Origin of the sequence: Anaerotardibacter muris, assembly GCF_943192915.1 — a bacterium.
Taxonomy (GTDB): domain Bacteria; phylum Actinomycetota; class Coriobacteriia; order Coriobacteriales; family Eggerthellaceae; genus Anaerotardibacter; species Anaerotardibacter muris.
Genome location: NZ_CALPCD010000001.1, coordinates 123,021 through 149,099, shown reverse-complemented (window position 1 = coordinate 149,099; position 26,079 = coordinate 123,021). Strand labels below are relative to the sequence as shown.

General features: G+C 55.2%; 16 protein-coding genes and 1 tRNA gene. 12 read left to right on the top strand and 5 right to left on the bottom strand.

The window, feature by feature from the left end; all coding sequences use genetic code 11:
• The first annotated feature begins 185 nt into the window (after positions 1–185).
• From NFR25_RS00720 to NFR25_RS00690, 7 genes are all read left to right on the top strand, one after another.
• The gene (locus NFR25_RS00720) at positions 186–1,655 is read left to right on the top strand and encodes a peptidase U32 family protein (RefSeq protein ID WP_251197335.1); all 1,470 of its coding nucleotides are present in this window, start codon (positions 186–188) and stop codon (positions 1,653–1,655) included.
• A gap of 1,390 nt (positions 1,656–3,045) precedes the next feature.
• Positions 3,046–3,375, top strand: coding sequence for a CDP-alcohol phosphatidyltransferase (locus NFR25_RS00715; protein WP_251197334.1), 330 nt, complete (start codon positions 3,046–3,048; stop codon positions 3,373–3,375).
• Positions 3,376–3,389: 14 nt separating this feature from the next.
• Positions 3,390–3,465, top strand: a tRNA-Ala gene (locus NFR25_RS00710).
• Between the two features lie 988 nt (positions 3,466–4,453).
• Positions 4,454–7,489 carry a coiled-coil domain-containing protein gene (locus NFR25_RS00705; protein WP_251197333.1) on the top strand — a complete coding sequence of 1,012 codons (3,036 nt, stop codon included), beginning with the start codon at positions 4,454–4,456 and terminating at the stop codon, positions 7,487–7,489.
• 93 nt (positions 7,490–7,582) lie between these two features.
• Entirely contained in the window at positions 7,583–11,119 is a 3,537-nt protein-coding gene (locus NFR25_RS00700) for a coiled-coil domain-containing protein (RefSeq protein ID WP_251197332.1), read from the top strand.
• Between the two features lie 140 nt (positions 11,120–11,259).
• Positions 11,260–11,457 carry a hypothetical protein gene (locus NFR25_RS00695; RefSeq protein ID WP_251197331.1) on the top strand — a complete coding sequence of 66 codons (198 nt, stop codon included), beginning with the start codon at positions 11,260–11,262 and terminating at the stop codon, positions 11,455–11,457.
• 188 nt (positions 11,458–11,645) lie between these two features.
• The gene (locus NFR25_RS00690) at positions 11,646–12,644 is read left to right on the top strand and encodes an NADH:flavin oxidoreductase (RefSeq protein ID WP_251197330.1); all 999 of its coding nucleotides are present in this window, start codon (positions 11,646–11,648) and stop codon (positions 12,642–12,644) included.
• Between the two features lie 174 nt (positions 12,645–12,818).
• Here NFR25_RS00690 and rhaD read toward each other — a convergent pair whose 3' ends face one another.
• The gene (rhaD, locus tag NFR25_RS00685) at positions 12,819–13,736 is read right to left on the bottom strand and encodes a rhamnulose-1-phosphate aldolase (RefSeq protein ID WP_251197329.1); all 918 of its coding nucleotides are present in this window, start codon (positions 13,734–13,736) and stop codon (positions 12,819–12,821) included.
• Between the two features lie 432 nt (positions 13,737–14,168).
• On the opposite strand from rhaD, the gene NFR25_RS00680 reads away from it, so the two are divergent.
• A complete protein-coding gene (locus NFR25_RS00680) occupies positions 14,169–15,320 on the top strand; it encodes a hypothetical protein (protein ID WP_251197328.1) in 1,152 nt (383 codons plus the stop codon).
• Positions 15,321–15,406: 86 nt separating this feature from the next.
• Here the strand turns inward: NFR25_RS00680 and NFR25_RS00675 are convergent, their stop codons facing one another.
• Positions 15,407–16,564: an LL-diaminopimelate aminotransferase gene (locus tag NFR25_RS00675; RefSeq protein ID WP_251197327.1), complete on the bottom strand. Its 1,158-nt coding sequence runs from the start codon at positions 16,562–16,564 to the stop codon at positions 15,407–15,409.
• 26 nt (positions 16,565–16,590) lie between these two features.
• Complete coding sequence (gene dapF / locus NFR25_RS00670; protein WP_251197326.1) at positions 16,591–17,637, bottom strand: diaminopimelate epimerase; 1,047 nt, start codon at positions 17,635–17,637, stop codon at positions 16,591–16,593.
• Between the two features lie 183 nt (positions 17,638–17,820).
• Here dapF and NFR25_RS00665 point away from each other — a divergent pair, with 183 nt between their 5' ends.
• Positions 17,821–20,778: a hybrid sensor histidine kinase/response regulator gene (locus NFR25_RS00665; protein ID WP_251197325.1), complete on the top strand. Its 2,958-nt coding sequence runs from the start codon at positions 17,821–17,823 to the stop codon at positions 20,776–20,778.
• A complete protein-coding gene (locus NFR25_RS00660) occupies positions 20,778–23,327 on the top strand; it encodes an excinuclease ABC subunit UvrA (RefSeq protein ID WP_251197324.1) in 2,550 nt (849 codons plus the stop codon). The genes NFR25_RS00665 and NFR25_RS00660 overlap by 1 nt, the downstream gene beginning before the upstream one ends.
• A 168-nt stretch (positions 23,328–23,495) precedes the next feature.
• On the opposite strand, the gene NFR25_RS00655 is transcribed toward NFR25_RS00660, so the two are convergent.
• Positions 23,496–23,732: a hypothetical protein gene (locus NFR25_RS00655; protein WP_251197323.1), complete on the bottom strand. Its 237-nt coding sequence runs from the start codon at positions 23,730–23,732 to the stop codon at positions 23,496–23,498.
• Positions 23,725–25,002 (bottom strand): Y-family DNA polymerase, encoded by a 1,278-nt coding sequence (locus tag NFR25_RS00650; RefSeq protein WP_251197322.1) that lies wholly within the window; start codon positions 25,000–25,002, stop codon positions 23,725–23,727. Before NFR25_RS00650 ends, NFR25_RS00655 begins: the two co-directional genes overlap by 8 nt.
• A gap of 285 nt (positions 25,003–25,287) precedes the next feature.
• Here NFR25_RS00650 and NFR25_RS00645 point away from each other — a divergent pair, with 285 nt between their 5' ends.
• Both NFR25_RS00645 and NFR25_RS00640 read left to right on the top strand, forming a co-directional pair.
• Complete coding sequence (locus tag NFR25_RS00645) at positions 25,288–25,590, top strand: hypothetical protein (protein ID WP_251197321.1); 303 nt, start codon at positions 25,288–25,290, stop codon at positions 25,588–25,590.
• Positions 25,574–26,023: a type II toxin-antitoxin system VapC family toxin gene (locus NFR25_RS00640; RefSeq protein WP_251197320.1), complete on the top strand. Its 450-nt coding sequence runs from the start codon at positions 25,574–25,576 to the stop codon at positions 26,021–26,023. Before NFR25_RS00645 ends, NFR25_RS00640 begins: the two co-directional genes overlap by 17 nt.
• The last annotated feature ends 56 nt before the right edge of the window (positions 26,024–26,079 follow it).

The window sequence follows — 26,079 nt, the reverse complement described above, 5'->3', positions numbered from 1 at the left end:
GTCCCAAACTGTTCCGGACAGAATGGGGACAGGCCAGACCAGGCTAGTACAGGGCAGGGCGGTCTTGGCCAACAAGGTGTCATTGACTAACATGGATCGGTCTTGGCCAACACAAGAAAACTCAGCCCCAACCTGGCCGATCAGGACTATCCCGTAACAGGCCCAGATCATCCCAAGAAAGCGTTATGACCAGCGAAAACACTCACACTAAGCTTCCCGAACTGCTCGCGCCCGCTGGCGGATTCGAGCAGCTTCGTTACGCGCTATATTTCGGTGCCGATGCGGTCTATCTTGCCTGTGACAAGTTCGGTTTGCGCCAACGTGCACAAAATTTCGCGCTCGAAGACATGGCGCGAGCCGTTCAGATCGCGCATGAGGCCGGCGCAAAGGTCTATGTGACCCTTAACGCCTACCTGCACGATGCGGACCTTACGGACCTTCCCGCATATTTGAAGTCGCTGGAGGCGGCTGGCGTCGATGCGTTTATCGTCTCTGACCTGGGTGTTCTTGCTGAAGCGCGCAAGCATGCTCCTTCGGTCGACATTCATGTTTCCACCCAGGCTTCCGTGTCCAACGTGGCTGCAGCGCGTATGTGGCAGCAGTTGGGTGCCAAGCGCATCGTTACTGCTCGCGAGATGTCGTTGGAAGAGATTTCCCAGCTCAAGCGCGAATTGCCCGACATGGAATTAGAGGTTTTCGTGCAGGGCGCAATGTGCATGGCTATCTCAGGTCGCTGCCTTATCAGCGATTTTCTCGCTGGACGCAGCGCGAACCAGGGTCATTGCGTGCAGCCCTGTCGTTGGAGCTATCGACTGGAAGAAGAGACGCGGCCTGGCGAATATTTTCCCGTTGAGCAGGATGAATCGGGTACCTATTTGATGAATTCGAAGGACCTGAATATGCTCGCGCATGTGGACGACCTTATTGCCGCAGGCGTAGACTCGATCAAGATAGAGGGTCGCGTGAAGAAAGCCTTCTACGTGGCTACGGTCGTGAATGCCTATCGACACGTGCTGGATGGAGAAAGCCCAGCTCAGTGGGCTGAAGAGCTCAATTGTATCTCTCATCGTCCGTATTCTACAGGCTTCTTTTACGGTAATGTTGAACAGTCATTCAGTGACGACATATACACTCAGCTCTATGATTGGGTCGCCGAAGTTGCTGCCAGCACGCCTACTGACTGGATGCCTGACAGCGCAGACACGCCCGCGATCGCGCGGTCTTTGGGTGCTGAGGCCAAAGACGGGAGACGAGATTTGATGCGCGATGAAGAGATTGCATCTGAACAGGCTATACATAACGCTGGATGCAGTCAGTTCTATCGCACCATCGTGTATTGTCGCAACCGTTTCTATGAGGGCGATGTACTCGAGTTGCTCAGTCCGCACAAAGAAGTAACCAAGATACCCGTACTTGGTCTTCACGAGCTTTTCTTCTCGGATGCTCAAGATAGGGATTTGCCGAAGAACTATACAGCTCCTGCTTCAGATCGAGCAAAAGAAGGTGACGGATTCACTCTAGGCGAAGAGATCAATGCGGTTCCCGTTGATGTGGCCAACAAGGCCATGGGAGTTTATGCCTTCTATACCTCTGTTCCTCTTGAGCGCTACGATATTCTTCGCGCGAAACGCCACGATCCTTCTCGCAAGAACTAAAAAGCACTGCGACCAAATGGCCATGCTCGTTCAAAGGTCCGCCAACAAACGTGGTGGCGGATGGCCATGCACTCCCAAGATCTGTCTCGCGGCCCTTCATTTTCATACGCTCGAGTCTTTAAGTTAGTGTGATCGACATCAATAGGCTCTCGATCACGTTGACGAAAGCCCTTGGATTTACCTTGGCTCATTTTTCGATTATCCTGTTGCACTTATGTTGCACGCTTTGAATGAATCGAGTGGGGACTTGAGAGCTGAAATTGACCCAGAAATAGGATTGTGGGGCGATTGTCTCACGAATTCTGTTGGTTCTTCAGTCCGATTCGCCTCAAATCAGCCTAAAACCGCCTCGATCCGCATCGCTGGGGAAGCGATCAAGGGCTGTCGAGACCGTTCCAAAGGCCCAAATTAAGCTCTCAGAGCCCCTCTCAGGGTAAAAATTTCTCAGAATCGGGGCCAAATTAGGTTCCCGCCACTCTTGTCTCAGAGCGGTCGAGCGAGCTCGTAACGCTGCTTGATAGCAATGTATAACATTCCTGATAAAACGATGAATTTGTAGTAATTCGGTACCCTCATCGGAGGCCCAAGATCATGCCGACCCAGGCAGCTGATAGCTTCGATTGGGCCCGATCGGCCAAAATTTTTCAAAAAATTTTGAAAAATTTTTTCGACCTCCACAATTTGGTCTTTGGAGGCAAATTTCGATTCGATGATGGTCCAAAATGCGAAAAATCATGATTTGCAACACAGATGGAACACGTTTTGGGTCGAAAAATAGTTATCTTAGGTTAACAAATTGTCCAAAGTCTGACGATCGACCCAATTTTCGGGAAAATCGTCAAAAATTGTCAAAAATCGCGATTTTTGGGCGATTTTCAGACCATTCTGAGTTTTAGAGCGATTTTTGGGACAAAACTGCCATGTTTGTCCCATGGTCAAATTGAATAGTGTGTCCAAAACCCCAGTTGAAAGTGGGGATAAAAATTGTGGTTTTTCGAAAAAAAGTTTGAAATTGTCCCCAAAAACAGCCCAAAATCGGCCATTTTTGGCCATTTTCGGGCCGTTTTGGTCCAAAAGCCCGTTTTTGCCCTCAAATCGCCCAAAATCAAGTGATTTTTAGGGGTCAAAACACTCTAAAACAAAGGAACGGGCCTTAAAACGGCTCTCAGACGCTCCCATATACAAAACCTGGGCATTTGTGTTCTATTTTGTCTACTTCGTGACACAGAATACGAAGAACTGGAGTGATCTCTTACCAGTGCGCAGATCGAATACACGTTTTACCAGGTATTTTATACGTAACCCACAATTTACGAATGCATTAAAATCGCCCGTGTGCAACACGTGTTCTTTGCTATGATTGAATCATCATAAAACGAAAGGAGATCCAATGGGAAGAAAAGCTGAAGAGGCGCTTGAGTTGGAAACCGTTGATGACCTGGTTAAATACCTGCGTGAAACACACTCTGCATACATGCAGACAGGTGCCGAAACGTACTACATCACGGATGCGAACGATAATTACTGGCGTGCGCAGGATACGAACCAGCTCAACGAGAAAGACCACTTCGTAGACTGCAGCGACCTCGTTCCAACGCTCAGCGAATTTATCGATCTTCCCTTTATAGAGGGCGAATCTATACGTGACGTGTTCAACACTTCGTCTTTTTACGCATCGATCAAAATTGAAGGTCAGGGAACACCAGTTCCTGTGTTATAATGGTCGAGCTTCAAGGGGCATTAGCTCAGCTGGGAGAGCGCATGGCTGGCAGCCATGAGGTCAGGGGTTCGATCCCCCTATGCTCCACCAAATGTATTACGGTCACCCATTCGGGTGGCCGTTTTTTATTCCTGAACAGCATTTATATACGGAATACACGCAGCATGCGAACTTCTTTGACTTCTGTTCCCAAACAAGAGGCGTGCAACAAGATCCTGCTTTTTCATGGGGCCAGGCCGTGACCAGGAGTTTCGCTGGATCACCACGTATCCCGCGCCTCTTATACCGCGCTGAAAGAAATACCAGTTCAGAAGCGTATGCCAGATGCTGCTTTCTCTCTGATCCTTGTGCACATCGTGGGGTCTAGGCGCAAACAACGCTAAATACACCCTAGATCTGGCTACATCGCACGCTATATAGCGCCATATGGCGTCCTACAGGACCGTTATTTGTACAGAGTACCGCGCACAAGAGCCCGTAGATCCGCGCTGTCATGCAGATGTCTGCCGCGCCGCACGAATAACCGCTCCGCGCGATCATCGTTTCCTGTACCGCGCCCTGTACCGCGCAGTATGCCCGCGCTTCACCGCGTTCCTTCCGCGCGCACCCCCAAAACTGTGTTCCAAAACAACCTAGGATGCTCCCTCGTTGCTAGTTCCGCGCCAACGCGGGAAAAAAATTTTGAAGAAATTTCGAATTTTTGTTGATTTGCTAGCAATAGGGCTATAGAATATAGGGTTGATTAAGAGTACCCTCGTACAAGAAGGGGTCTCAGACCACCCGAAAAGTGTGCTCTTTTCGTGATACTAACAAGGAGTTTTGCCCTATTTTGGGCGCTCTTTTCACCCTTTCACCTCGGTGTTCGTGTATCTATACACGTCTGAACACCCCGCGTGCTACCCCTGGTTACAAGGCCGGCTCGAAGGTCGAGTTGGTTTTGAATAGATAGAAGGAATTGAGCGTCAAAAGGCTCGTTCCGCGCACATTCTCTGCACAAAACGTGCAAAGAGCGAAAGATCGTTAGTGTGTGGGACAAACCCGATGACACATGTTCGAACGAGGGAAAGAAAAAGTGAACATGTTAAGTAAAAGATTGAGCGATCTGGCTAGAGTGGGCCTCTGCTTCATAGTGGCCTCCATGATCGTCGCGCCTAATTACGGCGCAAGCCCCTTTGCAAACGTAGCACTGGCGAACACAAACGCCAGCAATACAACCAATCTTGAACTTGTGGCATACGATGCCAATACTCCTGCTTCGCTTTCCCTCGACGAAGCACAGCCTACTTCCGACAATGACTCCGAAGACTCCGATGAAGTACAGGCTGCCCTCGACGCTCTTAATTCCGCAAAATCCGCTCAGGCAGAAGCAGAGAAAGAACTGAATGCTGCTACTGCTGCACATAAGACTGCTGTCTCTGAACACGAAAAAGCACAGAGCACAGTGTCCAACAAGGCCGAGGCAGGTAACAATGTCCTCAATGCCGAAATCGAAAAGGCGCAGGTTGCCGTTACTAAGGCCCAGGAAAAGCTGGACACAGCCAACGCCGAAAAGGCTAAGCGTGAACAAGCGCTCGCCAACGCTGAACAGTCTGTCAAGGAAGCGCAAGAAGCGTATGACAGTGTGGTCGGCGACAACACTGGCCTCAAGGAGGCAGCGGACAAGCTCCAGGCTGCCAAGGACAAGCTGGCTGCAGCACAGCAGGCCGAAAACACTGCAAACTACGATAAGGTCGATGCAGAGAAGGCTTATGCCGATGCAACGAACAAGGTCAATGAGCTCAGCTCTAAGGTGGACTCTGCCCGTGACACGGTCACTGCAAAGAACTCCGCTGTGCAAAGCGCTCAGACGGCCTACAACAACGCTGTGGCAGAACTGAATGCAGCACAGGGTGAAGAGGGTACCTCTGCCCTAGAAGCTGCCGTACAGCGCGCTGAGAGCGATCTGAATTCTGCCAAGGCTGAACTTACTCAGGCTCAGAACAAGCTTGAGTCCCTCAATTCTCAGCTTACTGACGCCAAGGGAACCCTTGCAGCCGCTCAGGAAGCTCTTAACAATGCCACTTCTGGCGGCGAGGATTCTCCAGAGCTCGCAGCAGCCAAGGAAGCAGTGGCAACCGCTCAGGCTGAATACGATCGCATCTCTGGCGAACTTGGCCTTGAGCAAAGCAAGACGAGCGACCTCCAGAGCGCTCTTGATTATGCAAATTCTCAGTACTCCAACGCTCAGACGAACCTTACGAAGGCGCAGCAGGATGTTGATGATGCAGCCGCTAAGGTAGCTGCAGCAGAGCAGGCCCTGAAAGATGCTATCAATGCAGGTGGCGGCACTGATATCACTCCTCCGACAGAGCCTGACACGGACCCTGATCCGAGTACTGATCCTGATCCTGACACGGACCCTGATAGCAATGGTGATAGCAACGATGATAGCTATCAGGATGATATACCGGCGGCGGACGAAGACCTCAGCACTGAACCGGATGACAACGACAGTCCTGAAGTCGCAACCGCAAAAGAAAATCTTAAGACCGCACGCGAAGAAAAGGCTCGAGCAGACGAGGCTCTCATCGCTGCGCAGTCTACCTATAATGAGACTGTGATGGCGACCCTCGCGCAGGCTCGAACCGATGCTCAGAATGCGATCGATAATAACGCTTCTGAGATCGCTCGCCTGCAGGGTGAACTGGCAACCGCCAAGACCACCCTTGACAACGCGGTCGCTCAGCGTGATGCGCTCCTCGGTTCCAGCGATGAACTCGATGCGCTTCGTGAAGCAGTCAACAATGCTCAGGCTGAAGTTGATCGTCTCGAAGGCGAGATCAACGCGGTTGACACTGCTTCTATCGAATCTGCGATCGATGTAGCACAGGCGGAATACGATCGCGCAGTTGCTGCTCTTGATGCGGCTGGCGAATCCACCGCAGCACTTCAGCAGAAGGTCGATGAAGCTCTTGTTGCTCTTAATAATGCTCAGGACGAAGCTGATGCAGCACAGACCGAGCTTACTAATTATGAGCAGCTCCTGAACGCTGCAAATGCTGAGCTCTCTCCTCTGTATGACGCTAAGGAAGAAGCATGGGCTGTTTACAATGCAGCAGTTGCTGCAAAGGAAGCTGCTGATGCTGAGGTTGCTCCTCTCCAGGCTGCATACAACGAACTCACTGAGGGCCTCGAGAACGCAGACGAGATCGCACAGAAGGCAGCTGAGCTCGATGACGCTAAGCAGTATGCGAACAACATCAAGAACAACATCGCTTCTTATGAGCATGATGCACAGGTTGCTCAGAACGAGCTGACCGCTGCTACTGATAAGGTAGAGACCCTTGAGGCTCTTACTTATAACACCGTCAAAGCAAACAAGTTCCAGTACATGGATCTCTTCGGTGCAGAGCATGACATCTTCGCTGCGATCGAAGAGCACGAAGCTGCTGAGGCTGACGAGGCTAAGGCACGCACCGCTCGCGAAGATGCTTCCAAGGCTGAATCTGATGCAAGCCTGAAGAACGAAGGTCTCAAGGCTGAGGTCCTCCGCCTCCAGAACGCATACAATGAACTCGTTGGTCTTCCTCCTGTCACCCCTGACCAGCCCAATAAGCCGGGCGACAACGATGGTGACAACCAGGGCAACAACAACCAGGGTGGCAACACCAATCAGGGTAACAACCAGGGTGGCAATACCAACCAGGGCAATACCAACCAGGGTGGTAACACCAACCAGGGTTCCAACAATGGTTCTACCAACAACGGCAGCACCAACACCACTAAGCCTGGTACTCCTTCTGGTTCCAACCCCGTCGTTGAGTTCCCCAGCTACGCTGCGAACAACAATGGCAACAAGAACACCAACTCCAACAGCAATGCTGCTGGCACCAAGTCCACTGGCAACACCAACAACACTGTTGCTGAAGGCAATAACAACGGTGCTGAAGCGGAGAACAATGAGGCCACTGAAGCTGAGATGGCTGCTGCTTCTTACACCACCGCTCCTGCCAAGAAGGCAGACAACGGCTTCGCGATCGATCCTCTGATCCTCATCGTTGGTGGCGCTCTGGTAGTGGCTGGCGCAGCTGCTGCGATCACCGTTGGCGTTCGTCGCGCAAAGGCTAATAAGTAAAAGTCAAGACTTCGCTTAGCCTAAATAATCCACTATAATAAAAGGACCTCTGTTTGGAGGTCCTTTTTAGTTGTCTAAAACAGGAGAACCCGCGTGGTGAAGAATCTTCATCATATTGCGCGCACGGGCTTCAGCTTGTTGGTCGCGCTCACCATCGCCCTGCCGGGCGTAGGGTTCTCTGCGGCCGCGAACCAAGCATGGGCCACGGTCCAGCAGCGGGCGGTGAATGATCCTGTTCCCACTACGCTCGCTGAAGCCAAGACCAATCTCGATACTGCCAATTCGCTCAAGAGCACCGCGGCGGACGAGGAAGCTAAAGCCAAGGCTGCGCTCGACGCCGCTAAGGCAACGCATGAATCAGCGACCAACGAACACGCAGCAAACGCCTCCATGCTCGATCAGGCAACTTCTCAGGCTAATGCAAAGCTCGCTGAAGTGGTGGCGAAGGCGCAATCTGAATACGAAGATGCCGCTGCCAAGGTGGATGAATACACGCAGGATTACAATGCTGCTTCACAGAAGAAGGCTCAGGCAGAAGCCAATCGCGACCAGGCAGAAGCCGAATACAATGCTGCTCAGGCTGCGTACGACGCGAAGGTTGCCGAGGTTGCGAATAACGGCAATGCGGAGCTCCAGGCGGCTTACAGCGCCCTTCGTGAAGCAGAAGACGCCTACGAGCAAGCAACCACTCAATATAAGGATGCAGCGAACGAATACAAGGCTGCAGACAGCGAACGCAAGGATGTGATCGCTGCTTATAATGCAGCAAGATCAAAGGTCACCGAATGCGAAGCGGCGGTTGCAGCTGCTCAAGCAAAGGTTGACGCCGCACAGGCTGCGTTAGACGCTGCACGAGGCAAGTTGAGCACTGCAGCTGATGACGAAAAAAAAGCAACTCTCCAGGCAGCTGTCACGGAAGCTCAGAGCAAGTTAGATGCCGCAAAGAGTGAAAAGACTACTGCACAAGGTCGTCTTGCCACTGCTCAAAGCGAGCAGACGGCCGCTCAAAAGGCCGTAGATGACGCTGAGGCGGCTCTTGAAGCCGCAAAGGCGAATATGGGTGGCGTTGATATTGACGCGCTCCAGGCTGCAGTAGATGAAGCTCAGCTGAAATACGATGCTGCAAAGGCTGCATACGACTCTGGCGCCCAGAGCGCGGGTGTGGAAAAGTCTTATCAGCAAGCTTTGGCGGACAAGATCGCCGCCGAAAATGCCTTCAACGAGGCGGACGCTCTGGTAACGTCCACTCGTGACAAATTGGAAGCCGCACAGAAGGAGCTAGCTGCGATAACCGCAGGTGGTGGCGGCAATCAGGAAGTGGTGCTATCAGTCAAAGAATTCTTTGACGAACAGGATAGCATCGCTGCTAGCGCCTTGTTCGACTCGATGTGGGAGGCATCACTGACCCACTCAGGATCACCGGGAGATGCCACCGATTTCGAATTCGTCCAAAGATCGCTCGACATGATCGAAAATTTGAATTCAATACGAACGTCGAAAGGATTACCCGATTTACGGGTGTCAGACGCGCTGATGGCGTATACGATCATTAGCCTGAACTGGGCTTCTTTTGACCATATTGACTTTAATCAGAGCTCGCCATGCGAGCTCTTCGCATATTCTGGGGACAATTCCAGCTGGGCATCGTATGGCCTGGTCAACGATTGGTATGACAATCAGAAGACCACGTGGGACAATGCGCTTGCAACCAATATGTATATGAATTCCTCCTATGCAGAAGAATCGCTGCCCGAAGGCTGGTCGACCATGACGCCAGAAGAGCTCTTCAATGCATGCGAAGATTTCTACCTGCAGGTTCGTGCGTATGTGAACATCGTTGCCCCTACTAATATATATGTTGGTGTTGCGGCGAATCATCTTGCTGATCGCGATTATGCCTATGCCGCAAAGTTCACTGACACAACCGAAGGTCAGACCTACAGTGTTGCTGAATGGAAGACTCGTTTCGAACTTTGGGTCCAGACGAAGAAGACTGCGGCTGGCAACATCGCAGCAGCTGCGACTGATGAAGAGATTGCTGCTGCTCAGCAGAAGGTGAATAAAGCTCAAGAGGATTTCAATAACGCGTCTGCCGATCGTACGAAGAAGAATGACGCTCTAGTTGCAGCTTCGTTGCAGTTTACTGCTGCTGAGAGCATCAAGCATCTTGAGGACGCGCTGGCATCCGCAGACGCAACGCTTGCTTCGGCTAAGCAGGCTCATGAAGATGCAAAGAATAGCGTGGGAGACCTGACCGATCCGAATCATCCGCTCAATGTTGCCATTGCGAATGCGAACGCAACCCTTGCTGCTAAGAAGCAGGCAGTCACTTCTATTCAGAATGAGCTCACCGCGCTTGACTCGAAGATCACTACGCTTCAGACCGAGCGCGACAATGCTCAGACGGCGCTTGATAATTACTCCGCGGTTGACACTTCTGCTCAAGAAGCTGCACTTGCTGCTGCTCAGCGCGAGCTCGACCGCGCGAAGCTTGATCTTGAAGCCGCGCGTGCTGAAGTTTCCGATCTGGCTCCGAAGGTTGCAGAGTGGAACAGCAAGTGTCAGGAGCTGGTCCAGAAGCAGACCACCATTCGCACTACGCAGCTCACTCCTACTAAGAAAGCCTCAGATGATGCGAAGCGTGCTTACGACAATCTGTTGAGGACCACCCAGGAAAACAGTGACTACCGCGAGATGCTGAAGATGAAGAACACGCTCGACAGCAAGCGCGAAGCTTTCACTAACACGCTCTACACCATCGCAGATCAGCAGACTGCAATGACCACGGCTCAGAGGCAGATCACCGAATCAACCACGAAGAAGACTGCAGCTGAAACGAAGCTCTCAGCTGCCAAGCAACTTTCCATCGAGAGCATCATGGCTAATCCGCTCGGCGATGGCGATTATTCTGAATTCCTCGTTCTGAATGATCATGCGCAGAATGTGAAAGATGCTCAAGTGATCGCCCAGCCCACCGCAAATCGCGTGAATGCCGCTAAGGCAGACTTGGATGCGAAGCAGGCTGCCTATGATGCAGCTCGCGCTAAGCATGTGAGCGCTACTGCTGACAGGGATGAGGCGCAGCGCATTTACAACAGCTTCCTGGCGCAGAACACCGATCCTGCTAACCCATCGAATCCAAGCGATTCCTCGAACCCGACCAATCCTGGCAATTCGAGCAGCGATCCTGTTGTTGAGCCTTGGAACCCTGGTAGTTCGAACGGCGCAGCTTCTGGTTCTGGCTCTAAGGGCAGCAGCTCGAAGGCTACCAATGCAGCTGGCAATGGCGAAGCGGCTGATGCCGAGGCAGTTGCTGAAGACACTGCGGCTGACGCTTCGACCAACACCGTTTCCAATGCGCCATATGTTGCTAAGCCTAAGACCGTGGCCGCTCAGGGCAGCATCGTTGGTCCGCTGATCATTGCGGTCATCGTTGGAGTGCTGCTCGTTGCAGTTGGTGTAGCGATCATGATTTCGGTTCGTCGTCGTCATGCTGCCGCTGCGGCTGGTGCAGCTGGCGTTGCGGGTGCAGGTGTTAGTGCTGCTGGCGCTGTTGGTGCAGACGCCTCAGGTACCACCGAAGCAAGCGCTAACGATTCCACCACGAGCGAATCATCTAACCTCGAATAATCGGACATTACGGAGACAGGTCCCAAAGTGTCCCGGACAGTTTGGGACCTGTCCCTGATCTGTCCTGGACGAAAAAGGGACAGGCCAGCCATGTTGACTGTTGACCGTCGAAGTGCGCCGCTCTTTCGAAAGGAAAATCCATGAAGACCAAGGCCGAAGAACGTTGGGAGCATATGCAGCAGCTTTTGGCTATGGAGGCATCGGGACATGAAGGCCCGATCAAGATAGCTTCCCAGCGCACGTTGTTCGGTATCAAGAGCCATGTCGAAGAAGTGATCGAAAAGGTTGCCGAAGAGGACACCAAGCGCTGCATAGATAACCTTCATAACGAAGAGTAGGCAAACTGGGGGCTGCCCCCAGTTTTTTCTGAGCAGGAGTTTTCAGACTCTGGAGGCTTTAAGCCAACTGCGCAGCCGAGGCTGCTGCGATAGAGTGCGTTATACTGAATACTGTCGATCGAGCATTAATCGCCGATCAAAACGGCTACTCCAAGAAACTATTACTCAAAAACAGAAAGGCCTGCACAATGAGCGAAATTCGTGACCAGATCATGCAACGTATCCTGAGTGGAAAGATCGTTCAGGCGCCCACTGCTTGTTACAAGGCGAATCTTGATGGCACGGTCAGCGACGACCTGGTCGACTTCTACGCTGCGCGTGCTGCGAATCCGGTCAGCGACATCATGATCGTTGAGCATAGCTATGTTGCTCCGCGTGGTAAAGCATCCAAGGGGCAGATCTCGCTGGCTTCGGGCGATGTGGTCGAAGGGCTTTCGCGCATTGCTGAGACCATCAAAGAAGGTGGCAAGGTTGCTCTGATCCAGCTTGCTCATGCGGGCGGCGCAGCAAAGCGCAAGTATACGCGCATGGTGCCGTGGGCTCCGAGCAGCATGGTGCTGGGCGAAGCAGCGGCGGGTCTGGGCGATCCAGAGCCTACGCAGGCTATGAGCAAGGCGGATATCGCCCAGACGGTGCAGCAGTTCGCTGATGCGGCCGTTCGTGCAGTTCAGGCGGGTTTCGATGGCGTGGAGATCCATGCAGCTCATGCCTATTTGCTGAATGAATTCTTCAGCCCTTTGACCAACAAGCGTACCGATGAATACGGTGGATCCGTTGAGAATCGCGTTCGCATCCATTGCGAAGTGGCGCGTGCAGTGCGCACGGCCGTGGGTCCCGATGTGCCAGTATTCATGCGCTTTGGTGGTTGCGATTACCTTGAAGGCGGCAATACCATCGAGGATGCGGTCGAGGCGGCGAAGATCATCGCGCGCGAGACCGATATTGATGTGTTGGATGTGTCGGGCGGTATGTGCTATTACAAACGTCCTGGCCACAAAGAAGCGGGTTATTTCGCTGATATGACCACCGCCATCAAGCAAGCAGTTAACCTGCCCGTTGTAGTGACCGGCGGTGTTCGCGAGATGGCAGATGCCGACGCGCTGCTGGCTGCTGGTGCAGGCGACCTAGTTGGCGTTGGTCGCGCGCTGTTCAAGAATGCGATGTGGCCTGAAGCACCCGCTGAATAAATCCCGATCAATGGGGGGGGACAGGTCCCATTTTGTCCCGGACACTTTGGGACCCGTCCGCGATCTGTCCCGGACAGTTTGGGGACAGGCCTCAACAGGAAGACCTCTTTGCTCGCATAGGGCGAAGAGGTCTTTTTTTGTTAGCCAGCCAGCTGTCTGCCGCGCTATGAAATGCTATAGGTCGAGGAAGTCTCGATTGGCATCGAGCCCCAGCTCATCGGCGATCTGCGCGAGTCCTTCATCGGATATCGTATTCAAGAAATCGTTCGAACCACCATTCATCATGCGCGCTCGACCGTAGATATCGGCCGCTTTTTCGATGGTTTGCATGAGCCCGAAGGTCTCATCAAAGGTTGGACCAGACGCGAACAACCCGTGCTGCGCCCAGACTACCGCTGCGAAATGTTTCATCTGCTCGGCGCTGGCCTGCGCGATCGTGCGTCCGCCTGGCACCATCCAAGGCACTACGCCCACACCTTCAGGGAATGCGATGATGCATTCGGTCATGGCTTTCCATAGAGCGCGCGTGAAGGTGCGTGCATCGAGCGGCTCGACCGCGGTCATGGCGATGACGTTGCGCGGATGCGCGTGGTAGATCACGCGACATGCGCCTTTGGTCGCAGACGAGCGGATCGCGTGGACCATCAAGTGCGTGGGAAGCTCTGAAGTGGGTTGGCGTCCTGCGAGCCCCCAAACCACGCGATAAGCGCTGCCGTTCTCGTTCACCTCAACGATGCCAATATTCGAGAGCGGGTCGTTCGGGATATTCTGAATATAGCAACCTGCGCCAGTGACCAGGAAGAATTCGCCCGCAAGCGTTGGCTCGCTGAAGTCGAGCACGACCCAGGGTGCAGACGGATCGCTGAGGCTTGCGCGCACCGTGTCCGCTTCTTCAGGGGTAAGGCGATAGGAAAGGTTCCCGCCATTTCGTTCGTGCCAGCCTTGCTGCCAACCATTCGCGCACAGGTCAGTGAAGCCGCGCACGAATGGGGCGTGCTGAATCTGCGCCTGCGCCACTGAGCTTGCCAGGGTGTCGATCCCGGCGTTCACGGTCTTGCTCACGGCATCGTTGATCTGGTTGAAAGCGCTCATGGTGAACCTTCTTCAAGTTGACGGCGAATTTGCTGAATCCAGCATAGCACGCCCAGCCTCAACAGGCCTGTCCCGGACAAAAAGGAGACAGGCCCCAAACTGTCCGGGACAGAAAGGGGACGGGTCCCGAAGTGTCCGGGACAAAATTGAACCCGTCCCCAAGTGTCCCCCAAGTGTCCGTGACATTTGGGGGACAGGCCAGGCCCTCGGGATACCTTCGCCTCCGTCACCGTCCTTAAAACATCGAGACACCTTCTCTTCCGTCCCCCAAAATGTCAGGACACCTTCGCCTCCGTCCCTAAAATGTACTTTATTCCCAAAGCATCCTTAAGGCGTCCTAGAGCGCTCTTCAAATATCTCCCTCAAGCATCACTCAAAGCATCCAAGATTCGAGTGGGGTAAGATAGGAGCGAAGAGAACAAGGAGAACCCTATGAGCCCTAAGAAGGAAATGCATAAGAAGCGTCGAGCGCCGCGCATCGTTGGTATCGTGGCTGGCGCGCTGGTGGCGCTTGTGGTGTTGGTGGTCATCGGCTTCAACATCTATACGCGCGTGACCTATAGTGCGTTCTATTCCACGGCTCAGGAAGAATTCGAGATCCCTGGCATCCATGCTGGCTTCATATGCCAGGACCTCGATTATTACGATGAAGGCGATTGCTGGTTCTTCAGCGGTTACTCCACGGGCGACGGCCAGTCGCCGCTCTATCGCCGTGCCGCCGATGGGCAGTCGGTCGAGTTCTTCGCTGCGCTGCCCGATGGTTCGGCTTACGTGGATCATGGTTCGGCCATAACCACTTCGAGCGATTACGCCTTCCTCGCGTGCGAAGGCGGTTACCTGGTGTTTCACGTTGCGGATCTAGCGAATGCGAGCGCAGGTGATGTCGTGCAAGCTATCGATCGCATAGAGATCGGTCTGAGTCCCGCATTCATGAACATTGAGAACGGAACGCTGTTCGCGGGTACGTTTCATTTGCTGCCGAATTACGAAGCACCTGAGCATCACCACCTGATCACGCCGGAAGGGGCGGAGCATGCTGGCATCATGTTCGCATATTCCGCCGATGAACAGGGGAGATATGGATTTTCGAGCGAACCTGCGCAGGTTTATTCGCTGCCCGATAAGGTCCAGGGAATGTGTCAGCTGCCTAATGGCGATCTGGTGCTGTCGGTCTCGTACGGGTTCGCGTCCTCATACTTGCAAACGTATCGTTTGAGCGATGGATCCGCTGATGCGAATATGGTCGCAGGCGCGGATGCGGGCGTGAGCGAAAACGCCGCTGCGAGCGCGGATGCGGACGCAGCCACAGATTCGCTTACGAGCGCGAATGCAGGCTCGGATGCAGCCTCAAACGCATCCGAAGACACATACACCTTCATGGTTGAGGGGAAGTCGGTACCACTTGCGTTCCTGAGCGATACGTACCTGATCTCTCGTCTTTCCGCACCGCCGATGACCGAGGGCATCGAGTATCACGATGGTCGCGTGTACATTTCAGAAGAATCCGCCAGCAATAAGTACATCTTCGGAAAGCTCTACGGTGCTGGAGACGTGTTCTCTGTTGCTGAATCCGACTTGATCTAGCCACGGAACAAAAGCTGGCCTGTCCCCGATCTGTCCCGGACAGTTTTGGACCCGTCCCGAAAGTGTCCGGGACCTGTCCCCCCTGTTTAGACGAGGGACTTGATGCGCTCGACTGCCTCGAGCAGGCGGTCATCAGGGGTGGTCAGCGAGATGCGCACATAGCCTTCGCCTTCAGGGCCATAGCCATTGCCAGGGGTCACCACAACATGAGCTTCTTCGAGCAGCTTGGTCGCGAACGATTCGGACGTTTCGCCATCTGGCACCTTCGCCCACACATAGATGGTGGCCTTCGGCGACTCACACGTTACCCCGATCGCGCGCAGCGCATCTACCACCAGGTCTCGTCGTCTTTGATAGATCGCGCACATTTCTGCAACGCAATCTTGCGGCCCTGTGAGCGCGGCGATGGCCGCCTCTTGGATGGCGGTGAACTGCCCAGAGTCCAGGTTGTTCTTCACGGTACCCAGCGCCTGCACCGCTTCGGCATTCCCGCAGGCAAAACCGATGCGCCAGCCCGTCATGTTGTACGACTTGCTCAAGGAATAGAACTCGATGCAGCACTCCATCGCGTGCGGACGCTCCAGGATCGAAGGGGCCACATAGCCGTCGTAGCAGATGTCGCAATAGGCGTTGTCGTGCGCGAGCAGCAGATCATGCTCCAGGCAAAACGCAATAGCCTTGTCGAAGTATTCGTCGGTAGCGCAGGCTCCCGTGGGGTTGTTCGGGTACCCCAGGAACATGATCTTTGCCTTAGCCAGTAGATCTTCAGGAATATCGTCGAAGTCTGCGAGGAATCCGTTCTCCTTGTTCATGGGCATGAAATAGGTGTTCGCGCTCTGAAGCGTGGCGCCACCGGAATAGACGGGGTAGCCGATCGCAGGCGCTAGCACGTAGTCGCCTGGATCCACGAACGCGGTATGGAGATGCGCGATGCCCTCTTTGCTACCGATCAGCGCGAGCACTTCGGTGCGCGGATCGAGCGTGACGTTGAAGCGGCGCTTCATGTATTCGGCGCAGGCTTCGCGATATTCGAGCGAGCCAGCATAGTCAGGGTATTGGTGGTTCGCGGGCTTGCGGATCGCTTCTGCCATGGCATCGACGACGTGGTCGGGCGTGGGCATGTCGGGATCGCCAACGGCCAGCGAGATGACATCGATGCCCTGATCGACCAACGCTGCCTTCTTGGCATCTATCTGGACGAACAGGTATGGAGCAAGGTGGTTGAGGCATTCAGCAGTTTGCATGATATGTTCCTTCGTGGTTGAGGTTACTAGTTGGGGGACAGAATTGAACCCGTCCCCAATGGGAGGGAGCCTGTGAAGGATTCGCGGGCGGGACCGGTCATGATCACGGTTCGTGGGCCTGAGTTTGTGGTTTCACTGGAGCTATCTTCGTCAGTCGCGGCTAGTTCGATGTGGAGCGTGCCGCCAAGCAGGTGAACCTGCGCGCTCGCGTCTGTGAGCTCCAGCAGATTCGCAGCAACCTGGGTGGCGCAGGCTCCCGTGCCGCAGGCGTGCGTTTCGCCGCAGCCACGTTCGAACACGCGCATCGAAATATTGCCCGTGCCGTCAGCATCAGGGCTTTCAACTACGGCGAATTCGACATTGGTCTTTTCAGGGAATGCTTCGTGAGCTTCGAAGAAGGCGCCTACCCGAGCTACGTCGAAGGTGTCAAGCGAACGCTCGGTGCTGGTGAAGCAATCCTGGGGGAGTGCCGCGAATGCTGCTGGGTCAAGGAAGCACACCGCATGAGGGTTTCCCATGCTCACGCAGGTGAACGCGAAGGGACCCCAAGGCGAAGCTATCTTCTGGCGTGCAACGAACGGGCTCCCCTCGGGAGTTTTAGCGTTCGGTGCCAGCTTCGTAGGAACGAGCGAAGGCTCCAGGATCGGTGCACCCATGTTCACGGTGGCCGTGGCCAGCAACCCGTCTGCGCCAAGCGTGAACGAGATGGGCTTCGGCCCTGCCAGTGTATCGGCAACGAACTTACCCGCATCGGCTGCCACATATCCGTGGTCTACCAGGAACTTCGCGAAGCAGCGCACGCCATTGCCGCACATTTGAGCGAGCGTGCCATCGGCGTTGATGTAGTGCATGTAAGCGGCGCATTCATCGCGCGGCGAAAGCTTCACCACGATGATCCCATCGGCGCCGATGCCCGTATGGCGGTCGCACAGGGCAGCAACTTCGGTTGGGGTCAGGTCGACCGTGGAGTTGGCCCCGTCTTGAGGCCTTGCTCCATCTTGGGCCGGCATTGCATCGAAGAAGATGAAGTCGTTGCCGAGACCATGGAGCTTCCAGAAGGGCAGTGTTGTCACGCGATTCCTTTCTCGTGCGCGTAGTCGTATGGCCTTACTGTATTGTGCCTCTGTGTCCCCAAGATTGCGCGAATGTTAAGCCTGGGTTAATTCGCGGCGGGTCGGGCGGCTGCGGTATAATGGCGGGACCGAAAAATGCTCATAGGATCGCCTACGAAATAGCTTTTGGATCGGGGATTTCACATGCAAAAGACCCAGTTGAAGAACCGTCTGCGCAACCGCATCGTGGCCATCGTTGCTGCGGTGGTGATCGTGGTGGTGGCTCTTGTATTGTTCGTGAACGCGAATACTCAGCGTATCGTCGACCAGAATAGTCAGTATCTCGAATCGTCGAGCAGTCAGACCGTGCGTCGCGTGAACGATGTTTTCCAGACTTCGTTAGAAAGCGTTGAGACCGCTGCGCAAGTTTACGAGCGAGCGCTCGATGGCGGCATGGTCGATCCGCGCGATGCGGTCACCGTACTGGACAGTTCCCAGTTCGATCAGACCTTCTTCATCGATGCTGACGGTATGGCCTACAATCGCGATGGGCGCACGGCCAGCGTTCTCGGTCGCGAATACTACGAACGCGGCATTCGCGGCGAAGGCGACATCGCCTATGTGGACAATCCCGTTTTCAGCACCGAGAACGTGGTGGTGTTCTATGCGCCAGTCCGTTCGAATGGCCAGATCGTGGGCGTGATGGCTTCGATCTTCTACCAAGAATCGCTCACTGAATTGATGAATACCGAATTCTACGGCACGCCCACCCCCACTTTCTTGGTGAAGCCTGACGGGCGAGTTGTTGCTCATGCCGCAACGCAGAACAACGAAGACTACATCGACCAGGTCTTCTCCGCGCGCCTCGAGAACATCGACCTGCAAACGCTCAACGCCGACATCGCCTCTGGCGACACGGCAAGCTTCACGTATCGCACCACCGATGGTACGGGCAATTCCTTCATCATGAAGCTGCCCGATTTCGACTGGGTGATAGTTCGCTCGTTCCCTGCATCGATCACCAACGAGATGGTCTCCCGTGCGAATCTTGCAGGATATTTGCTGGTTGCAGGTGCCTTGGTGGCTGCGGTCATCGTCATCTTGCTGCTGATGATCCAATCGCGCAAGGAAAGCGAAGAGCTACTGCTCGAACGCCAGGAAGCCACGCGCATCATCGACACATCAACGAACCTCTTCAACAGTCTCTTCACGGTCGATCTGACGCGCGGCACGTATGAATTCCTGAAGAACAACGACCGCCAGCGCAGCATGTTGCCACCGCGCGGAACCACCGCCGACCTGCAGCGATATTTCGACCAGGTGGTGGACCGTTCCACTACCATAACTGACGGGCGCCCTTCGGTCTCCGAAAGCCAAGCAACGCTCAAGTCGATCTTGCGTCCTGATGTTCCTTTCGTTCAGGAAGAATGGTGCACATCCGATCGCAACGATCAGCGTTGGTACCAGGCGTCGCTTCTGTGCTTGGAGCGCGACCAGTCAGAAGATCCTACCAGCATCTTGGTCGCCATCCAGGATGTGACCGACGCGAAGGCTGCCGAGCTGGCCTCTCGTCAGGCGCTCGAAGAGGCGTTCCGCGCCGCCGAGCATGCGTCGCAGGCGAAGAGCGACTTCCTCAACTCCATGAGCCACGATATCCGTACACCCATGAACTCCATCATGGGCCTTACTGCCATCGCAGGCATGCACGTGAACGAACCTGAACGCGTGCGTGAATGTCTGGCGAACATCACTTCGGCCAGTCGCCATTTGCTGGGCCTGATCAACGAAGTGCTGGATATGGCCAAGATCGAATCGGGCACCATCGGGCTGACCGAAGAGGAATTCGATCTGCCTGAATCCATCGAAAGCCTTATCACCATCCTTAGTCCGCAGATCAACGCGAAGCACCAGGAGCTGAAGGTCGAACTGGTGGACATCAAGCATGAGCATGTTATCGGCGATCCCACGCGCTTGCAGCAGGTCTTCGTGAATATCATGGGCAACGCCATCAAGTTCACGCCTGAAGGCGGCAAGATCGGGCTGCGCATCACTGAACTTCCCAGCAAGATAGAGGACAGCGGCTGCTACGAATTTGTGTTCACCGACACCGGCGTGGGCATGAGCAAAGAATTCATGAAGACCGTGTTCGATCCCTTCACGCGCGTCAACGACTCGCGCACGAGCAAGATCGAGGGCACTGGTCTTGGCATGGCTATCGTGAAGAGCGTGGTCACACTGATGAGCGGCACCATCGACGTCGATTCGATCGAGGGCGAGGGCACCACTTTCACGGTGATCGTGCATCTGAAGCTTCGCGATGGCGTGGACGAAGACATCAGCGACCTGCGCGATGTGCGTGCGTTGGTGGTGGATGACGATGCTGTTGCGTGCGAAGGCGCCTGCATGCTGCTGGGCGATATCGGCATGCGACCGAACTATGCGCGCTCGGGTCAGGCTGGCATCGAAGAGGTGGCTGCCGCGCTTCAGGCGGGCGACCCATATCGCGTGGTCATCCTTGACTGGCGCATGCCCGAGATGAGCGGCCTGGAAGCGGCGAAGCAGATCCGCGAAGTGACCCACGGCGATGTTCCGATCATCATCCTTTCGGCATACGATTGGTCGATGATCGAACAAGAGGCGCGCCAGGTGGGCGTGGATGCGTTCATCTCGAAGCCGTTGTTCCGTTCGCGCCTTATCCAGGTGATGAAAGAGCTGATCACGGGCGAGAAGAAGACCATCATCGACGAAAAGGAGATGCTGGAGAACCTGACCTATTCCGACAAGCGCGTGCTGCTGACCGAGGATAACCTGATGGCGTCCGAGATAGCCAAGGAGCTGATCGGCATGACGGGTGCTTCGGTCGAACATGCAGAGAATGGTCAGCTGGCGGTCGACATGCTGCTCGCGCACGAGCCTGACTACTATGACATCGTGCTGATGGATATCCAGATGCCCGTGATGAATGGCTACGAAGCGGCCAGCACTATCCGTGGACATGCGGACCAGCGCCCCGATATGGGCCAGATCCCCATCGTTGCGCTCACGGCCGATGCGTTCGCGGAAGACATCCATCGTGCGCTGAGTGCGGGGATGAATGACCACATGTCCAAGCCGCTCGAGATCGAGATGCTGGTGTCGATGCTGCAGAAATGGATGCGCTGATGGTGGACGATATCAACTACCAAGAACCTGAAGCCATCGAGGTGCGCGGTGCGCGCGTTCACAATCTGAAGGATGTGAATGTGGATGTGCCGCTGCATTGCTTGGTGGGCATCGCGGGTGTTTCTGGTTCGGGAAAGAGCTCCCTTGCGCTGGGCGTTCTGTATGCTGAAGGCAGCCGCCGCTATCTGGAGGCGCTTTCCACCTACACGCGTCGTCGCATCGGACAGACCGCGCGCGCGAGCGTTGATGAGGTGCTGCATGTGCCTGCGGCCATCGCGTTGCGTCAGCGTCCAGGTGTTCCTGGTGTGCATTCCACCTTCGGCACTTCTACCGAGCTGCTGAACTATCTGCGCCTGATGTTCTCGCGTTTGGGTAGCCATGAATGCCCGAATGGTCATCACGTTCCGCCAAGCTTGAATGTGGCCGCTGAACTTCCGTTGACCTGCCCTGAATGTGGTGTGCAGTTCTACGGTCAGGGCGCGGAAGACCTAGCCTTCAACAGTGCGGGCGCGTGCACGACGTGCGGCGGCACGGGCGTTGTGCGTGAAGTGGACGAATCAACATTGATCGTGGATGAGAACCTTACCATCGACGAAGGCGCAGTTGCTCCGTGGCGCAGCCTGATGTGGTCGCTGATGACCCAGGTGGCGGCTGAAATGGGCGTGCGCACCGATGTTCCGTACAAGGATCTTACGCCAAAGGAAAAGGATATCGTTCTGCATGGACCCATGGAGAAGAAGCATATCCTCTATACGCCCAAGAATAAGTCGCATGCGGCTGAGCTCGACTTCACTTACTACAGTGCCGTGAATTCCGTGAAGAACGCGCTGGAAAAGGTGAAGGATGACAAGGGCTTGGCGCGTGTGGCGCGCTTCCTGAAGGAAGGGGAGTGCCCTGATTGCCATGGCTCGCGTTTATCCAAGCGGGCGCGATCGGTGTTGCTCGATGGGAAGAATCTGGCTGAGGCCACCATGCTCACCCTTGACGAACTGGCAGTTTGGATCGAGACCATTCCTGGCACGTTGCCTGAGGAAATGCGCCCGATGGCTAACGCTATCATCGGCGAGATGGCTGAACCGATCGAGCGTTTGCAGCAGCTGGGGTTGGGGTATCTGAGCCTCGACCGCGCTTCTTCGACGCTCTCCAATGGCGAACGTCAACGCGTGCAGCTTGCGCGCGCGGTGCGTAGTCGCACGACTGGTGTGCTCTACGTGCTGGACGAGCCGTCCATCGGCCTTCATCCTTCCAATGTCGAAGGTCTCCTTGGCGTGATGAGCGACCTGCTCGCTGATGGGAATTCGGTCGTGGTGGTCGACCATGACATTCAGGTGCTCAAGGAAGTTGACTGGCTCATCGAGATCGGGCCTGGGTCTGGTTCGAATGGTGGCCAGGTGGTGGCGCAAGGAAGCGTGGCCAGCGTGGAAGCGCAGGATGAGTCGCGCATCGGGCCATATCTTGCAGGGCGCCAGCATGTGCGCGTCCGTACGACTGCTGCTGAAGAAGAGCTGTTCGACCAGGGGCATTTGACGTTGCAGACCGATGCGATCCACACGGTGAAGCCGCTTTCGGTGGATATGCCACTCGGGCGTTTGGTGGCCATCACGGGCGTTTCGGGATCGGGCAAGACCACGCTGGTGCTGGAGAGCCTTATCCCAGCGCTGCGTGCTCAGTTCGAGGGCGAGAAGCTGCCTGATCATGTGAAGGCAGTGGACCCTGGTTCGATCGAGCGCGCGCATCTTATTGATGCTACGCCCATCGGCGCGAATGTGCGCTCGACCGTGGGCACGTATTCAGGCGTGTTGGACGACCTGCGCAAATTGTTCGCCGCGCTTCCTGCAGCTAAGGATCAGGGCCTGAAGGCGGGCGATTTCTCTTACAACACGGGCAGCTTGCGTTGTCCTACCTGTGATGGCACGGGGCAGATATCGCTCGATGTGCAGTTCCTTCCCGATGTTGATATCGCATGCCCTGATTGCCAGGGTTCGCGCTATGGAGAAAAGGCTTATCGCGTGCGCATGCCTTACGACGGACCCTATACGGATGGCGCAGGTTCGGGCATTGCGTTGCCGGAGCTTTTGGCGCTCACTATCGATCAGATGCTCGAGCTGTGCGCGGAATTGGCTGAAGGGGAGCATGCACTCAAGGGGCTTTCGCGCATACAGACGCGTTTGGCTACGTTGTCTGACCTGGGGCTTGGCTACTTGACGCTGGGTGAAGCAACGCCAGCGCTCTCTGGTGGTGAGGCGCAGCGCCTGAAGTTGGCGGGCGAGATGCATAAGAAGCAGGCGGGTTCGCTCTTCGTCTTCGACGAGCCTACCATCGGCCTGCATCCCGATGATGTTGCACAGCTCCTGCGTGTGTTGCAACAGCTCATCGACAAGGGTGCCACGGTGGTGGTGATCGAGCACGATACCGACGTGATCTCGAATTCCGACTACGTGATCGACCTGGGGCCTGGCGGCGGCGAAGCTGGCGGCACCATCGTTGCGGTCGGTACCGCTGACGCTATTGCGGCCACCCCTGCCAGCATCACCGGCACCTACCTGTAACGGGGACACCTTTAATGGGGACGGGTCCCAAATTGTCCCGGACACTTTGGGGACGGGTTCATTTTTGTCCCGGACAGTTTGGGGACAGGTTTCGAGCAATTCCAAGAAAAGAGGAGGTTTCACCACCCTTTTGAGCTAGAACAGCCACGTCTTTCATTCATCTGCAGGCTAGCAGCTGTCTTCGGGTGGGGTGAAGTCGTGCGGCTCCTCGGCTTCAGCCATCACGCGAGCCACTACTTCTTCGTAGCCGCGCAAGGCGGCGAAGGGCTTGAACTGCTTTGCGCGGTCGGGGTGATCTTTCCCGAGCATGTAGCGTTCAGGATGCGCTGATCCAGCGCGCTGTGCCCCCAGCACGCGTTCGGCTTCCGCGTCTATTCCCAGCTCTGGTGCCCACGCATCATTCATGATGACCCCCGACCTGTTCGGCGCGCTCTAGTCCGCGTGCCTTCTCTTTGTAGGAGGTTCCGCGCATCACCGCGCTCTTCCCGAACTTCTTCTTTATCTCGATCAGCGCATCTTGCCGCGCGCGCTCTTCTTCCTGCGCTTCTACGTCCGTGAACAGGTCGTACGTGGCAAATTCTTCTGGCTCGAGGTGCCCGAACGAGATATTCAGCCGCCGCACGGGCCTGGCTTGATCAACGCGTTCGCAATAGAGCTGGTCGAATTCTGCGAGGAGCTTCTCGAAGGAATTGGTGAACCCAGAAAGCTGATGGCTCACGCTGATGCTGCTTCGTGTACCTGGTGCACCCGTGTCCTTTCGATAACCCACGTGCAGATGCACGCGATCAGTGACCACGCGCTTATCCACCAGGTCGAGCACGGCTTCATCCACCATCTCACGCAAGATCATGCGACCTTCTTCGAATGAATAGTCGAAAGGAAGCACCTGTCCATTACCGAACGAAGTGCTCTCGGGTTCGTAAGCTTTGATTTGCGCGATGGTGCAGGGTTCGAGCCCCCACGCATGATCGATCAGGTATTCCGCGTTCACTCCGAATTCCTTATAGAGCAGATCGATGTCCGCATGCGCCACGCCGCCGAGGTCTCGGATGCCATATTTCTGGAGGCGCGCGGCAATGCCAGGGCCGATCTGCCAAATGTCGGTGATAGGGCGATGCGGCCAGATGATCTGGCGAAATGCTTCGCGGTCGAGCACCCCGATTCCGTCTTGGGCATGCTTGGCGGTAACATCGAGCGCCACTTTCGCCAAGAAGAGGTTCGGCCCGATGCCGGCGGTGGCGGTAACGCCGGTGGCTTCCATCACTTCATCGCGCAGCATGTTCACGAACGCCTTGGCATCCATCTTGTAGAGCGAAAGATAGGGGGTAAGGTCGATGAAACATTCGTCGATCGAATACACATGCAGATCCGCGGCGCTTACGTAGCGCAGATAGACCGCCAGAATCTGGCCAGAGACTTCCATGTAGCGACGCATGCGCGGGCGTGCCTTGTGGATCTTCAGCCCCTTGGGTAGTTCGAACACGCGGCATCGACCAGGCACGCCAAGTGCCTTCAGGGCGGGGGAGACCGCCAGGCAAATGGTCTTTTCGCCGCGCGACTCATCGGCTACCACCAAGAGCTTCTCGAATGGGTCCCAACCCGCATCCGCGCATTCCACGCTTGCGTAGAAGCTCTTCAAGTCGATGCAGCAATATGTTCGCTCCCAAGTGTCCATCCTCCCACTATAGCACAATACGAACAAATGTTCCCTCTTGCCCCTTGGGGATGGGTTCATTTTTGTCTGGGACAAAATAGGGACAGGTTCAACTTCCTATTCGAACATCTGAGCCTGCCCCCAAAGTGTCCGGGACAAAATCGGACCCGTCCCCAAAGTGTCCAGGATAGATTGGGGACAGGCCAGCGAGTTGATGCGCGCCCGAGAGCGCTTTGTTCGTGTTGTGTTCATCGCGATCGAGCTGATCGATCATGCTATAATGTAAGACGTAAGACAGGGGGAAATATGAAAAGCTCAGTAGTGAATGCGCGCGTTCCTTTGGCGAAGAAGGAAGCAGCTAACAATGTGCTCGAAGCTATCGGATCGACCCCATCGGAGCTGATCAATAGCGCCTATGACTATCTGCTGAAATTCGGGAAGCTTCCGTCAACGGAAGAGGGTGAGAGCGACCGCGGCCAAAAGCAGGGGTTCACTGATTTTCTTGCTCAGACATCGTTTGCGGTCGACTGGCGATCAGCGGACATCCCGCACGACTACAAAGACTATATAAGGAACGGAAAGATCCGCGACTATGAATCTCTTGCTTGATACGAACGTGATCATCGACTATCTCGGTCGCCGGGAGCCATTCTTCGAGTCGGCTGAGCGAGTGATGGCGGCAGGGTTCTTTGGTGACGTTAAGCTATGGACCTCTACGCTGTCTCTCAAGGATGCCTTTTACGTGTTGGAGCGCTTCGTTGGTTCTGCGCCTTTGCAGCGATCGTTCGAGAAGTTGAATGAAGTGGTGTCGTTCGTATCAGTGGGCGAAGAGGATATGCTCAGGGCGCTCCGTCTAGAATGGCCCGATCTTGAGGGCTGCTTGATAGCCACGTGCGCTGAAAAGGCGAAAGCGGATTATTTGATCACGCGCGACCTGGATGGATTCGAGCGGTCTGCAGTTCCCGCGCTGCAGCCCGATGAATGGCTTGCGCTCATGAAAGAGCAACGTGGTATCGACTACTATGCGACCGATAGCATCTGATTCTGCTCTCATCGAGCCGACGCCGTTCCCCGCCGAGCCGCTGCTGCTTGCGGGTC